The organism is Neobacillus sp. YIM B06451, assembly GCF_032667185.1.
Taxonomy (GTDB): Bacteria; Bacillota; Bacilli; order Bacillales; family Cytobacillaceae; genus Bacillus_D.
The window spans coordinates 410,448-423,349 of the sequence record NZ_JAVFKJ010000003.1 but is presented as its reverse complement, the minus strand read 5'-3'; the positions used below and the strand labels follow the sequence as shown (position 1 = coordinate 423,349).

At 41.1% G+C, this 12,902-nt stretch carries 17 protein-coding genes; 5 read left to right on the top strand and 12 right to left on the bottom strand.

Annotated features, from left to right (window positions below; genetic code table 11):
• The coding region (locus tag RB160_RS09720; RefSeq protein ID WP_316570032.1) for a tyrosine-type recombinase/integrase at nt 1-391 on the top strand (391 nt) is incomplete at its 5' end.
• Between the two features lie 88 nt (nt 392-479).
• Here RB160_RS09720 and RB160_RS09715 read toward each other — a convergent pair.
• The 3 genes from RB160_RS09715 to RB160_RS09705 all read right to left on the bottom strand — a co-directional run bounded on the left by RB160_RS09715 (nt 480) and on the right by RB160_RS09705 (nt 1,777).
• Nucleotides 480-908: a hypothetical protein gene (locus tag RB160_RS09715; protein ID WP_316570057.1), complete on the bottom strand. Its 429-nt coding sequence runs from the start codon at nt 906-908 to the stop codon at nt 480-482.
• A 254-nt stretch (nt 909-1,162) separates the two neighbouring features.
• On the bottom strand, nt 1,163-1,567 hold the full coding sequence (locus RB160_RS09710) for a hypothetical protein (protein ID WP_316570031.1): 405 nt from the start codon (nt 1,565-1,567) through the stop codon (nt 1,163-1,165).
• 3 nt (nt 1,568-1,570) lie between these two features.
• Nucleotides 1,571-1,777 carry a helix-turn-helix transcriptional regulator gene (locus RB160_RS09705; protein WP_316570030.1) on the bottom strand — a complete coding sequence of 69 codons (207 nt, stop codon included), beginning with the start codon at nt 1,775-1,777 and terminating at the stop codon, nt 1,571-1,573.
• 827 nt (nt 1,778-2,604) lie between these two features.
• Here RB160_RS09705 and RB160_RS09700 point away from each other — a divergent pair.
• A complete protein-coding gene (locus RB160_RS09700; protein WP_316570029.1) occupies nt 2,605-3,840 on the top strand; it encodes an IS110 family RNA-guided transposase in 1,236 nt (411 codons plus the stop codon).
• A 682-nt stretch (nt 3,841-4,522) separates the two neighbouring features.
• On the opposite strand, the gene RB160_RS09695 is transcribed toward RB160_RS09700, so the two are convergent.
• On the bottom strand, nt 4,523-5,635 hold the full coding sequence (locus tag RB160_RS09695) for an LAGLIDADG family homing endonuclease (protein WP_316570028.1): 1,113 nt from the start codon (nt 5,633-5,635) through the stop codon (nt 4,523-4,525).
• Between the two features lie 222 nt (nt 5,636-5,857).
• On the opposite strand from RB160_RS09695, the gene gndA reads away from it, so the two are divergent.
• Nucleotides 5,858-7,267 carry an NADP-dependent phosphogluconate dehydrogenase gene (gndA, locus tag RB160_RS09690; protein WP_316570027.1) on the top strand — a complete coding sequence of 470 codons (1,410 nt, stop codon included), beginning with the start codon at nt 5,858-5,860 and terminating at the stop codon, nt 7,265-7,267.
• A gap of 34 nt (nt 7,268-7,301) precedes the next feature.
• Here gndA and RB160_RS09685 read toward each other — a convergent pair whose 3' ends face one another.
• The 6 genes from RB160_RS09685 to RB160_RS09660 form a co-directional block, all read right to left on the bottom strand.
• Nucleotides 7,302-7,946: a hypothetical protein gene (locus RB160_RS09685; protein WP_316570026.1), complete on the bottom strand. Its 645-nt coding sequence runs from the start codon at nt 7,944-7,946 to the stop codon at nt 7,302-7,304.
• A 127-nt stretch (nt 7,947-8,073) separates the two neighbouring features.
• Nucleotides 8,074-9,438 (bottom strand): amino acid permease, encoded by a 1,365-nt coding sequence (locus RB160_RS09680; protein ID WP_316570025.1) that lies wholly within the window; start codon nt 9,436-9,438, stop codon nt 8,074-8,076.
• Nucleotides 9,439-9,514: 76 nt separating this feature from the next.
• Nucleotides 9,515-9,868: a hypothetical protein gene (locus RB160_RS09675; RefSeq protein ID WP_316570024.1), complete on the bottom strand. Its 354-nt coding sequence runs from the start codon at nt 9,866-9,868 to the stop codon at nt 9,515-9,517.
• A 141-nt stretch (nt 9,869-10,009) separates the two neighbouring features.
• Entirely contained in the window at nt 10,010-10,201 is a 192-nt protein-coding gene (locus RB160_RS09670; RefSeq protein ID WP_316570023.1) for a YbxH family protein, read from the bottom strand.
• A 30-nt stretch (nt 10,202-10,231) separates the two neighbouring features.
• A complete protein-coding gene (locus tag RB160_RS09665) occupies nt 10,232-10,363 on the bottom strand; it encodes a hypothetical protein (protein ID WP_316570022.1) in 132 nt (43 codons plus the stop codon).
• A gap of 20 nt (nt 10,364-10,383) precedes the next feature.
• Nucleotides 10,384-10,533 carry a hypothetical protein gene (locus RB160_RS09660; protein ID WP_316570021.1) on the bottom strand — a complete coding sequence of 50 codons (150 nt, stop codon included), beginning with the start codon at nt 10,531-10,533 and terminating at the stop codon, nt 10,384-10,386.
• 146 nt (nt 10,534-10,679) lie between these two features.
• Between RB160_RS09660 and RB160_RS09655 the strand changes: the two genes are divergently transcribed.
• A complete protein-coding gene (locus RB160_RS09655) occupies nt 10,680-10,835 on the top strand; it encodes a hypothetical protein (protein WP_316570020.1) in 156 nt (51 codons plus the stop codon).
• A 106-nt stretch (nt 10,836-10,941) separates the two neighbouring features.
• Here the strand turns inward: RB160_RS09655 and RB160_RS09650 are convergent, their stop codons facing one another.
• A complete protein-coding gene (locus tag RB160_RS09650; RefSeq protein WP_316570019.1) occupies nt 10,942-11,076 on the bottom strand; it encodes a hypothetical protein in 135 nt (44 codons plus the stop codon).
• Nucleotides 11,077-11,417: 341 nt separating this feature from the next.
• Here RB160_RS09650 and RB160_RS09645 point away from each other — a divergent pair, with 341 nt between their 5' ends.
• Nucleotides 11,418-12,569: a glycoside hydrolase family 18 protein gene (locus RB160_RS09645; protein ID WP_316570018.1), complete on the top strand. Its 1,152-nt coding sequence runs from the start codon at nt 11,418-11,420 to the stop codon at nt 12,567-12,569.
• A 35-nt stretch (nt 12,570-12,604) separates the two neighbouring features.
• Here the strand turns inward: RB160_RS09645 and RB160_RS09640 are convergent, their stop codons facing one another.
• Entirely contained in the window at nt 12,605-12,883 is a 279-nt protein-coding gene (locus RB160_RS09640) for a DUF1292 domain-containing protein (RefSeq protein WP_316570017.1), read from the bottom strand.
• Nucleotides 12,884-12,902: the final 19 nt, after the last annotated feature.

Here is a 12,902-nt window from a genome sequence, read left to right as displayed (position 1 = left end):
TAATTGGTCCAATCGATCTGCAATTGTTAGGGGAAAAGGGGATAAAGAACGAGAGGTATATTTTAATATTAGAGCCGAAATCTGGCTTAAGCGATATATCGATGGTCGCCAGGATACAGATCCTGCTATATTTGTAACAGAGCGGCTGCCACATAGGATGAGTATTGCCCAAATGAGATATGTCATAAAAAGAATCTCAGCTCGTGCGGCCATAAATAAGGAAATTTATCCTCATCAACTCAGACACAGCTATGCAACCCATTTGTTGAATAACGGAGCCCCTGTTGAAGTCATACAAAGTCTTTTGGGTCACGAGAAGAGTGAGACCACTAGAATATATGCCCAGCTAAGCGGAAGGCTAAGGCAGGAATTTTATCAAAAATATTTCTAACGAAAGAAGCGACGCTGTGAACGTCGCTGTTAGTTGAACAAGGTCATTCAAATAATGTGTTACAAATTAAAGGTAACACCTATTCCTGTTACTTATGTTGGTAATCTAACACTTCTACCTTAAAGCCGTGACTACATCCAATTTTAGGACTATCACAAGATGGAGAAACTCTTACTTTAACCAGGTCTTCTGTATATTCAAATGGTTTATTGTTACTATCAGGAACCTGAATTCTTAAGGAAATGTCATAAGAATGATTGTTGTTATAAACAATATTAACAATCCTTTGTTGCTGCCAGCCAAAACCAGAAGCTTCTGTTCCTCCATATTCTTTTATTACCCTTTTATCAATAGCTGGAAATATAATATCTCGGATAACATCTTCTGGTGTAACGTACCAGTCTTCTGCATACGGTTTAATTTCCTTTGGCTCTGGGGGTTTAGCATAAACCAAGTTATCTGTGGAGAAAATTAATAAAATTGTAAAGAGAACAATAATTTTCTTCAAGATGCTCACTCCAATTATTTTTACATTTAGGTTTAGCATCTTCATTTAAAATTATTTACAACAGCCAATCTTCATCTCCGAACCAGTCTGTTTCGCTTGTTCAAATAAGACAAAAATAAGACAATTTAATGTTCAACTATCCCGCCCCGTTTGCTAAATAAGGAATTCAACAAAAACATTTTTTGTTGTTAGAATTTTTCTATTGCTACGAATTCCTCATTCACAACATCTTCAAAACAAAATATCTTTGTAAAACCAAATTATTATTTATATCGTAGCGCTAAAATGAATTGGACCATTGGATTCAGAAGGACCGATATACCTAGGGCTATTAGTAAAAAAACATTTCCGAACCCGTCGTCTTTTTGATAATAATTTAAATCTATTAAATATAGTGCTAGCAAAACAAAAGTCATAATATCATAGCTAATTTTTGAGCTTTTGTATTTGATTTGTTTTCCTAATTCATCCTTTTGAACTTTTAAATCTGTACCCCAAGTAACAAATCGAACCCAACCTAAAAATATCGTAACTGCAATAATGACATGTCCTACCGAAAGTTGTGAATTATTTTGAACTAGGTCTTTATAAATAGAGCTAACCGCAAAAAACGTAACAATTAAATATAAAACAAGTAAAGCAATTCCACCATTTTTTAAAAAATTCATGTTTTACTTCCTCCCTTCTCTCTTATGAATAAATAGTTCATCTACTGTAACCTCTAATGAATCCGCTAACAAAAAAGCTAAAGATAAACTGGGGTCATACTTGTTATTCTCAATTGCATTAATCGTTTGTCTAGAAACGTCACAAATGGTCGCTAGTTCTTCCTGCGATATTTTTTTGGCTTTTCTTAGCTCCTTTATCAGATTCTCCATAAGTCACCACCCAGTCCATAATGTCAAACTTATTTGACATTATTTTATAACTATTCGGATTGAATGTCAAACATGTTTTACACATATTTTTTAAGTTATAGATTGTGAACATTTCTAACTATTTTGTATGGATTGGAAAGTGGTCCTTCAAAAGGCTGAAGAAGCTTTTAGGGTTGTTCATATTCTTGCAATTAATGCTGGTATTGATGCTCCCGATATATCAGTGGATGAAGCAATATGTCAAAAAGTCATTGATTAGCTTTTTCTATCGTAAAACAAATGTTTTTGGAGCTGCTATGTAACTACAATTAGTTCCGTTAATTTTTGGTGGCGATGTTTCATCTTCATAAATTTGGTTTCCTACTTCTTTATTAAAAGATTCTAATGATTAACAATCTCCCCTTTAGATAAGAAATTATCAAAATAACAGTGCGAATCGACATACGATACGCACTGTTATTTTTACTGTTTTTATATATACTTTTATACCTGCGGGTACTCCAAAGGCTAATTTGAGAGCGAACACTTATAACAATCGAAAAAAAGCTAACGACGATTGTTCAACTAAACTGCCCGTTCGTATTATAAGGTCAGCCAGATATTTCTGGTTGACCATTTTTTATATGGTTTTATCATTACGGTAGCCGGGGTAGAACGTAACTGCCCGTGGGAGGAGGATCCCGTCAACTAAACTGTTCACCCCCTACTTGCTTAAACATGATTTGGCTGGTTGGGACAATGATCTCGTATAACAAGCGAAGCTATGAAACTGCAAGAAGGACTAGGGACTGCCGGCAAATTTATGATTTTTGGGAGGAGATAAAAGAATGAATCCTGTTGTAGGACTGGATGTGGCCAAAGGCGAAAGCCAGGTACAGGCTTTCTTGGATAAAAAAAGACCTTATAATACAAGCTTTAAAGCACCCCATACTCTAGAAGGTCTGGGAACGTTAAGCGAGTTTATTAGAGAAATAGAAGACCTTACCGGGATTAAACCACCAATTGTTTTGGAATCCACGGGCCATTATCATACGCCTGTCGTCCAGTATTTTGAGGAAAGGGGTTACTTGCTTATTATTGTTAACCCACTCGTCTCTTATCGGGCAAAAAGCTCTTCCTTGCGGAAGGTAAAAACGGACATCATCGATGCCAGGCATCTGTGTGAGCTCTATTATAAAGAGGAGCTGGAGCCTTATAAAAAACGTGGAATTCAGCTTCTGAACCTTCGCAACCTTACGAGGCAGCACGAAAGCATGACGGGTATGTATGTACAGACAAAGCTCCAATTTCAAGCAGTGCTTGATCAGGTATTCCCTGAATACGAAGGTGTTTTTGGAGATTTATATTCAGTTGTCTCACTTTTAACCTTATTGGACTTCCCTACATCCAAAGAGGTATTGGAAGTTGAAGAAGATAGCCTGGCCAACCGGATTGATGAGCTTTGTAAAAGCCGTTCAAGTAAGTGGGCACGCACTCAGGCAAAAAAGCTTATCGAGGCAGCCTCCAGGAATCCTTTCAAGGAAATATTGTATCGAAGCCATATCACAAGTCTTGAATTGAATATAATGATGCTTCTGGAATACCAAAGGCACCTATCGAAGTTGGAAGCAGAGATAGATGCCTTGGCAAAAGAAATGGAAGAATATCAAATCATCCAATCCATCCCGGGTATCGGAGAAAAGATCGCGGCAACGATCATTTCTGAAATCGGAGAGATTGAACGGTTTAACCACCCTAAAAAGCTTGTGGCATTTGCCGGGTTAGACCCCAGCATTTTTGAATCCGGCAGGTTCAAAGGAACAGTCAACCGGATAACAAAAAGAGGATCAAGCAGGCTTAGGCACGCGTTATATATGGCTGTCCGGTGTGCAATCCGTGATTCACGCAAAAAGAAAACGACACCTGAGATCATTCCACGCAACAAGAAGTTGCGGGAGTTTTACGATAAGAAACGTGGCGAAGGAAAACCATACAAAGTAGCCATAGTCGCTTGTGCCAATAAACTTTTGCATTGGATTTATGCACTCTTAAAAAGCAATTCAACTTTCCAAGATATAGCCTAAAATGAAAAGCTAGCTAAATAGCTTAAAACCTTCCAAAAGAGCTATCACGGAAGGTTATTTGGCATGCTTATTTTTAGGATATCACACGATAAAAAACTATTTAAATGAAAAATGTTGACAAACTATTAGCTGGTTTAGCTTAAGTAGAACTGTTCACAATCTTTATTACATATTAACATAAATACCCATCTAGTTTGCCCAAGTTCCCAGTTTATTTATATTTTTTGTATGGCAATTTGTATATCAAATTGTATGTTAAATTGCAGGGGTACAACAGCCAGTGTACCGTTACAAAATGGGGTAATTTTCGCATACAAATTTCATTGTATTTTCCGCTTAAATCGCATTGTATCAGTAAAAAATGAGTGACAAATTAGCATACAATTTGCCACTCATTTTCCTATACATTTTCGTATGTTTGCGATAGGGAACGGAACCCGTTATAATTCCTCCCTCCTCTTTCTGAATGGAAATATTTTATTATGGCAATCTTTATATATGTGGAGTAAATTTTGAATATCAGTATTAAAATATTTAAATGAACGAATAAATATCGCTTTTTTACAAAACTCCCGAAATTTCGACGAAATTTATGTAAACCTCTCACAACTTGTCGAATTTTGTCCTTATGATATATATTATGTTAACTGAGAAAAATTAAAAATAATAGAATCCAATCCTCCTATGATTGAATCCTATGGCTTCTCCCTTCCCTTACAGCTACAGTAACATCAATAAACTCTGCAGCATATTCAATTAAGTCACTAATATGAATTCCATATGTTTGGGCAAAAACTCTTGCCCGGCCTAGCAGTTCACCGTCAAAAGTAGATTTATAGTGAACCCGGTCGGACCGTTTATTCTTTTTAAGATTAAGTTCTTTTGCATCCATTAAAATGTTCATTCCGCTTTCAAGTAAATAATTTGTATATGTATTGTTTTGTTTCGCGATTTCACTCAGTTTTGCCAAAATACCTGAACTGACAGTTGTTCTGAACTTAACTCGTTTAGATATGGGCAGACTATCTGTATTCATAATTTGTAACTTTTTTTCATTTTTCTCCAATACGCAGTTTGATCCAGCGTCCCTATATATAATATCGGCGAGTTTCTTTACACTTTCTCTGCCAGATACAACAACTCTGTATATTGAATTCAAACTCTTAGTTTTTTCTTCACGAATTTTTGATCGCAGAGTCCACTTTTGGTATACGGACAATAAACCCTGCGCGAAACAATAACTGCCGCTGGTTACTGTAACCGTGTATCCCTCATTATCTACATATCCATCCCCATCAATAACACCCCGTACAAAGGATGGCAAATATTCTTCTGGACAATTAGGAAAATTAACGGTTAACGATTTCCTTTTTGTTACTCCCAGTTTACATAAGTCATCCTTTAAAGCCTTTGAGCAAACTGTCAATGTATATAAATCTGCATGTGCACGTTTTGCCGCTTTGCCGGTAAATTCCATCAGATTTGCTATTTTCTCCAAAAGTTGTGGATCCTTTTGGCTCACTGAAAAAGATTGGTTAGTTGGACATATGTTCCCATCAGTAACAATCAGCCCTAACACCCATGCCATTTCATTGCTCCAATGATCAAAAAAAGCTTCGTTAACTTTATGTTTCCTCGGTGGGCCCGTTCTTGTCGCCTTGAAGCCATTTTTAGTAATGACATTTAAGATGGCTCTTGCTGAAAGCCCGCTTATGTCGCTCATTTCCTTATAGGAGACTCCATCTGTATACATTTTGATAATAGATTCATCCGTAATTCCCTTCTTTCTTGGCAATTGACCCTCCCCCCTCTCACAGAACACTTGTTCTAATTCTATTATACAACAGCGAGGAAAACTTTGCCAACTCCAATCCCCTTTAAAAAACCTAATTATGTAAAGACATAGAATTTCCTATTCATTGCCTTAAGACCTTATGACGGGTAACTGAAGTTAACTTTTGGTATACTACGTAATATATTCCCTAAAATATATAGCAGGAAAGGACGAAATACAATTATGCCAAAACACCATATCGGCGTCATCGGCCTCGCAGTCATGGGTAAGAACCTTGCCTGGAACATGGAAAGCAAAGGCTACAGTGTCGCGGTTTACAACCGATCACCGGAAAGAACGGACGAAATGGCGACGGAATCCGAAGGCAAAAACATCTTCCCTGCCTATTCCCTTGAAGAATTTGTTGATTCACTTGAAAAACCGCGTAAAATCATGCTGATGGTCAAAGCGGGCAAGCCAACAGACGCGACCATTGAGCAATTGAAACCACTCCTCGATAAAGGCGATATCCTCATTGACGGCGGAAACACTTTCTTTGCCGATACCCAGCGCCGCAACAAAGAGTTAAGCGAAGCAGGCTTTCACTTTATCGGAACAGGCGTTTCAGGCGGCGAAGAAGGCGCACTAAAAGGCCCTTCCATCATGCCGGGCGGACAAAAGGAAGCCTATGACCTGGTCGCTCCGATCTTCAAGGATATTTCCGCCAAGGTGAATGGAGAGCCATGCACCACCTATATCGGTCCGGACGGTGCCGGCCATTATGTAAAAATGGTCCATAATGGAATTGAATATGGGGACATGCAGCTTATCTCGGAAGCCTACTTCCTTCTTAAAAATATTCTTGGATTAACAGCCCAAGAACTGCACGAAGTATTCGCCGAATGGAACAAAGGCGAACTCGACAGCTATCTTATTGAAATCACAGCTGATATTTTCAAAAAGACCGATGAGGAAACCGGCAGGCCGCTCGTTGATGTCATTCTTGATACGGCCGGCCAAAAAGGCACCGGAAAATGGACAAGCCAAAGCGCGCTCGATCTTGGTGTCCCGCTTCCAATCATCACCGAATCGGTATTCGCACGTTTCATTTCGGCTATGAAGGAAGAACGCGTTGAAGCAAGCAAAATCCTCCGTGGCCCATCCGGCAAAACCTTTACTGGAGACCGCAAATCATTCATCGAATCTGTCCGCAAAGCCTTGTATATGAGCAAAATTTGTTCATATGCCCAAGGATTCGCACAATTGAGGGCGGCATCCGAAGAATACGGCTGGGATTTACGCTACGGTGACATCGCGATGATTTTCCGCGGCGGCTGCATCATCCGCGCGCAATTTTTGCAAAAAATCAAGGAAGCATATGACCGAGAGCCTGGCTTGAAAAACCTTTTGCTGGATCCGTACTTCAAGGAAATCGCCGAAGTCTACCAGGATGCGCTAAGGGAGATTGTCGGAACCGCTGTCCAAAACGGAATTCCGGTCCCTTGTTTTTCGGCGGCCATTGCCTATTACGATAGCTACAGAAGCGAAACGCTGCCAGCAAACCTTCTTCAGGCGCAACGTGACTATTTCGGCGCGCATACGTACCAAAGGGTCGATAAAGAAGGCATTTTCCATACCGAATGGCTGAAATGAACACAGCAAGGGAGCTGCAAACGCAGCTCCCTGTTTAATTGTAATGCTTCTGTTTGATGAGGAATTCATGGATCGATGGATTATCGAGTTCAAAGTATGGGCTTGAAACGTATTGGATGTCCCCGCTTTTCCCTTTGATATACGTAGGCTCGTCAAAAGCAATCAGTTCCCGAATCGACAAATGGGCCATGTTCGTCATAATAAAAATTTTATTGTAAAGCGTTTCATCCTTGAACAAAGCGTGGATAAGCATCGCAAACCGCTCAAGAACTTCAATGGGGTGGAATTCATCAAATTCACTGACCTCTGCAAAGAATTGCTTCGTCTTGTTATTATGGAGGCCAAATAAGATGTAAGGTTTTATTGTAAAAAAGGGCTTGATAATCACTTCATAATCGCATTTCTGTAAATTATCGAAAGAATCATCCACACTTGAATCAGGAAAGATGCCCCTTTCAAAAGAAATCGCGATGTTCAGGTAGTCAGGATCCTCATCATCTTCATACTCCCCGTCCATCTCGGTTTTATAAACGGTTTCTGCAAAAACCTCATCATCTTCCGAATCATCAGCATCCAATTCAATAATCTGCCCGGACATATCATTGACAATCATCGGCAAAAAAGGAGTTAACAGGCCAAGAACATGATCGTAAAATGGGAACCTGGTGTCTATAGTCAATTGATTTCCTCCCCGCTCATAATGACATGATGACTTCTGTACATATAATCTACCCATTCTCGTTCGATTCACACCTTCATGCAAAAATTGGCCATAAGAAAAAGCCCCTAAAAAGGAGCCTGATTCTTTATGCCGGCTTTTGCTTTTTCCAAACCTTAAAGTGCATGATCAGCGTCGCGATTCCTATGATCAGCACAAACCCGATGCTCACAAAAAAGCCATATCGGATTTCGCTTTCCGCAAGTGTACCGCTTGCCGCCGCAAGCAACAGCAGTAGGCCCATGAAGGCAAGGACCTTCCCCCCTTTTCCTGTTTCTAGGATACGGAGGCCGGAAAGGATAATAAATCCCCAATTAAACAAAATGAGAATACCCGCTGCTGTTGTGATATATTCGTAAATTTTGCCTGGAAGCAGCAATGCCGTAATGATTGAAGCTAACAAACCTACCGCCGCTAACCCGAGCGATGGCAGAGGAACATGTTTCCATTTTATTTTTTTCGCAAAAATAGCTGGCGCATCCTTGCTTTTTGATAAAGTTACCAGCAAGGTAGTAACCCCGAACAACGAGGCTGTCATTGTCGAAAAACCCGCCATGATGATGGCGGCATTGAATACATGGGGAAAAAAAGAAAGATTGTAATGTTCCATGGCCGTGACAAATGGGCTTTCTTTGTCGTTAAATTCGTTATAATTAGCCATGATGACCGCGAAGCCGATTGCCAGGAAGTAAATGGCCACAAGGACGATCAGCATAATGATTCCGGCTTTTGGGGCATCTTCCTTCTTTTTAAGCCTTGTCGCCATTAAACCGATTACTTCAATCCCTCCATAGGCGTAGTAGGCGTAAATGAGCGATGCCCAGAAGCCCATAAGCCCATTTGGAAAAAAACCGCCCATCGAATCCGGAATACCGGGATGCTTTACATCCCCATGAAGTAAGCCTGTTAGGGCAAGTACTGCCAAAATGATGAACATGATGATTGCCGACGTCTTGATAACGGCAAGCAAATTTTCTACCTTATCGAAACCCTTGTTGCCCGTAATGACAACCAGGATTGATAAGACAGCATACCCCGCGGCAAAAAGCCAAAGAGGAATATTAGGAAACCAAAACCTCGACAGGATTGACAATGCTGTCAATTGGCTGCCCATAATAAGGATATTAGACGACCAATAATTCCAACCGCAGCTAAAGCCCGCCCACTGGCCATAAGCCTTCCCTGCATAATAACAGAACGAACCGTCCTGGGGATCTTCCGCGGTCATTTTCGCCAACAAATTGTAAACTGTGTATGTCCCAAAAGCTGCCAATAAAAAAGAAAATACAAGTGATGGACCAGTCGTTTTAATTCCTATGGCAGATCCCAGAAAGAAACCGGTGCCAATCGTACACCCGATACCGATTAACGACAACTGCCACCATTTTAGGCTTCCCTTGCCTTTGCCGCCCCCTTTATGCCCAGACTTGGCCGAAGGGAAAAAAAAGTCCATGGAATGCCTCCTTACGGTCATTTCTCAAAAGTAGAAGATTTTTAATCGTATACGACAAGCACTAAATGGGATAGGATTATTCTTGTTCCTTCTCTTCATCCTCAACAGGTTTTCCCGCATTTCGTTCAACTGTCCGGTACATGGCGGTCGTCATGCTTCCCTGGACGACATATTCAAGAAAAAAAGGCGTGAATATTTTCTTATACTCGTCATCGTCGAACATTTTCCTGTTTTGGAGCTCCATTTCCCCCAGGCCTTCGTATTCTGAAAGGAGCACATAGGAATAGTCAGGGCCCGCGATAGGTGATAATAGTTCGACTTTGTGGCTGTAATGGTCGTTCCGATAGCTTACGATTTTCTCAAGATTTGAAAATGCCTCCATAAACTTCTCCTGCTTGATTTCAAAGGTTTGATAAACATAAACTGTCATGGCAACCTCCTTGATTCTTAATGCATCGCTTACGGCTGTTTCTTACAGCGAAATACCTGGCGGTGTCCAGGATTAAAGTAACGAAAAAAAGGCCGATTGGCCGGATTATTGGGCGAATTTCCCGCTAGTTAATGGTCCTTATTAAATCCCTTTGTTATGGCAATACTCGTCAACGATTTGCTCAATCTCATCCAAAACCGGGAACTTCCCGCTAAAAGTGAATTTGATCTCTTCAACAAATTCACCATTTTTGTAAACATGGATGGCCCCGTTTTGGCTTATGACACTGAATTCGGGTTCAAATCGGTAACCAAACTTATCTATCGCACCCACTTCATCATCCACTCCATCCATGAACTGAAATTATTGATTTTTCGATTTGGGTTTGCCGCCGCTTTCTTGTTTTTTCGGATGGGCTGGAACAAATCCATAACCTGTGGGGCTGTTCTCTATTTGCTGGGCGGGCCCTTTCCCGCCCGATTGTTCTTTTTTCATCGTTTTCCCTCCAAACTCCATTACTGATTACGGTTATTCGAATCGCCTTTAGTCCCCTTTTTAACAGTCTGGGGGGAATGATGATTTTCGCTTCCGCCATTCGGGGGACCGAAAACATGGCTATCGGAAGTTATTTTTGCTCCTTTTATAAAATCATCCTTCGTTTTCAATTCCTTCACCTCCACTTAAAGCCCATTGTGGTTAGGTTGTGTCAATTTCCAGATTTCTATTAAGACAATTCAAAGATGGCCGTGTAATAATTTCCATAATGCAAATACTAACGATCAATAAGTCCATTCAATTAAGGAGTGTCAATATGAACGAAAAGAAAGATACCAAACAGGCGCCGACAATTGCTCCAGGGCTTGATACCGATGCAAAGCTAAGCCAGTCCGCAACAGAAGAAGACCGGCGGAAAGGGAATGCCACTCCAGTAACAATCGCTTCATATGATGAAGTCGATCCTAGTTGAAAAGCTGAATCAGACCCAAACCTGTAATATACAGAAAAAAGCCCGCATCCGCCGGGCTTTTCACATTCCATCCAGTAAAGGGATTGATTTTCGTTATGGCATTACATTATTCTCTTAAATCCGGATTTTCAGGAGGAGCAAATTTTACAGACAGGAGGCTTTCATCCTTTTTAAGTCCATATGTAGTCTTTTTATCATCATTATCTCGATGTTCATTCACGTCTTTCGCTTCTTTTTCCATACGATGTCTCTCCTTTCGTTCAGTGAAACGTAGATAGTCCATCACCTTGTTGCATCCCCCACGGAATATTCTTCCCTTTATTCCCTGTCAATATTATCCGCGCCATTTTTCAATTATGATTAAAGAATACAACCCGCGGGGTGTCAGCTATTGGATTCTCGGCTAGCCTTATCCACAAAACTGGGTATTGCTTGCCGATAATAATTCACATCAGAAAAAAAGTGCCGGCCAATTCCGGCTTGTACTTTTGCGCTCATGCTCGGCTTCCCTTTAATTGCCACCCTCTTCCCGCCTAATTTCTGTTACACTTTTAAACAGCAACGTTTAAAAGGTGGTTTAACATGCTTTCTCGAAAGAAAATCATTCTGGGTATCATGCTGCTTGCTTTCTTTGCGGGCGGATTTATTTCGGGAATCTATTATTCTGGAAATCTCGGAAAAGAAGCATATAAGCCTTCTTCAAGTTCCGATCGTATGGAAGATGAACGTACTGATACAGTTCAATCTGGGTCTTCTAAGGTAGTAATAGGTTACGTACAGGATTTCCGAAATCCCGAGGAAATTGATTTTTCCGCGTTTACCCATATACTTTTTTCATTCGCACATCCTACAGCGGATGGCTCTGTTTTGTTCAACGGCGGCATGGCACGGGAAAATCTCAGAAAAACAGTATCCCTTGCCCATCGTGAAGGGACTAAGTCGATCCTCTCGGTTGGTGGTTGGTACCATATAAAGGGCGGCCAGTCTTATCCATATTTCTCTGCGGCGATCAGCAATCCGGAAGCACGCAAAAACCTAGTCAATAATTTAATCCGCATCGTGGAAACTGAAAATCTGGATGGCATTGACCTCGATTTTGAACATCCCCGGACAGAAAGGGATGCTGCCAATCTGGAACTTCTTGCGAAAGAGCTAAGCGAAAAGCTCAGGCCTGTTAAAAAGGAACTGTCCATTGCAGTCCATTCAAAAATAAACGCGGTTACCGGCGAAGCAGTTGAATCGGTTATTTATAAGCCCGGTATCTTCAAGGCTCCAGACCATGTGAACATCATGGCATATGACGGCCAGTGGGACGGTGGCTACCATGCCGAAAACCTTGCTCCCTATAGTTTCACAGAAAACATCGTCCTTTATTGGTCCAGCATGTTTGATCAACTTGGCATACCCAGGGAAAAGCTTGTTCTAGGTTTGCCGCTCTACGGGCAGCCTGAAAATCAGGAAGCAAAACAAGTGTCCTATGCGGCAATCGTCGAAAAATTCCCGTCTTACGCCAAGGAAGACTCTATCGCAATGAATGGAACCGTTTATTACTATAATGGGGTCGAAACGGCTAAGAAAAAAACGAGGTTGGCAATGGCAAATGGTTTTGGAGGATTGATGCTTTGGGAGGCAGGCCATGACAGCAAAGGTGATACAAGTCTTGCAAGGGCTATCGGGGACGAAATGAAGAGCATCTTCTTCTCAGATGCTAGGGGAACCGCCAATGGAGAATAAACAGAAGGGGCAGCCAAAGCCGCCCCTTCCGTTTATCAGTCTTCCAATTCTTCCTGGTCCATCAATTCCTCGAACGCCCGCGCGACTTTGTCGAACTCCTCGTCTGACTGGATGGCGTCCAGGTCGCCTTCCTCATCGACTTTCAGGAAAAATATATCGATGTCATCATCCGTCTCTTCCTGCAGGTCCTCAAGGAAGCTAACAGCCGCATACGGGGTACCGTCAACTTCCATTATGGCCAGTACCTCAACCTGCGCTTCCTCATTATTTTCATCGCTTATTGTAAAGATTTCGCCAACTTCAATTTTTTCCATCATGCTTCCCCTCGCTTTA

What these genes read in the sequence shown, in the direction of transcription:
- RB160_RS09675 (WP_316570024.1), bottom strand. Translation starts at nt 9,868, where the DNA reads ATGACAGTTTATGTTTATCAAACCTTTGAAATCAAGCAGGAGAAGTTT.
- RB160_RS09655 (WP_316570020.1), top strand. Translation starts at nt 10,680, where the DNA reads ATGAACGAAAAGAAAGATACCAAACAGGCGCCGACAATTGCTCCAGGG.
- RB160_RS09710 (WP_316570031.1), bottom strand. Translation starts at nt 1,567, where the DNA reads ATGAATTTTTTAAAAAATGGTGGAATTGCTTTACTTGTTTTATATTTA.
- RB160_RS09705 (WP_316570030.1), bottom strand. Translation starts at nt 1,777, where the DNA reads ATGGAGAATCTGATAAAGGAGCTAAGAAAAGCCAAAAAAATATCGCAG.
- RB160_RS09650 (WP_316570019.1), bottom strand. Translation starts at nt 11,076, where the DNA reads ATGGAAAAAGAAGCGAAAGACGTGAATGAACATCGAGATAATGATGAT.
- RB160_RS09640 (WP_316570017.1), bottom strand. Translation starts at nt 12,883, where the DNA reads ATGGAAAAAATTGAAGTTGGCGAAATCTTTACAATAAGCGATGAAAAT.
- RB160_RS09700 (WP_316570029.1), top strand. Translation starts at nt 2,605, where the DNA reads ATGAATCCTGTTGTAGGACTGGATGTGGCCAAAGGCGAAAGCCAGGTA.
- RB160_RS09645 (WP_316570018.1), top strand. Translation starts at nt 11,418, where the DNA reads ATGCTTTCTCGAAAGAAAATCATTCTGGGTATCATGCTGCTTGCTTTC.
- RB160_RS09665 (WP_316570022.1), bottom strand. Translation starts at nt 10,363, where the DNA reads ATGAAAAAAGAACAATCGGGCGGGAAAGGGCCCGCCCAGCAAATAGAG.
- gndA (WP_316570027.1), top strand. Translation starts at nt 5,858, where the DNA reads ATGCCAAAACACCATATCGGCGTCATCGGCCTCGCAGTCATGGGTAAG.
- RB160_RS09680 (WP_316570025.1), bottom strand. Translation starts at nt 9,438, where the DNA reads ATGGACTTTTTTTTCCCTTCGGCCAAGTCTGGGCATAAAGGGGGCGGC.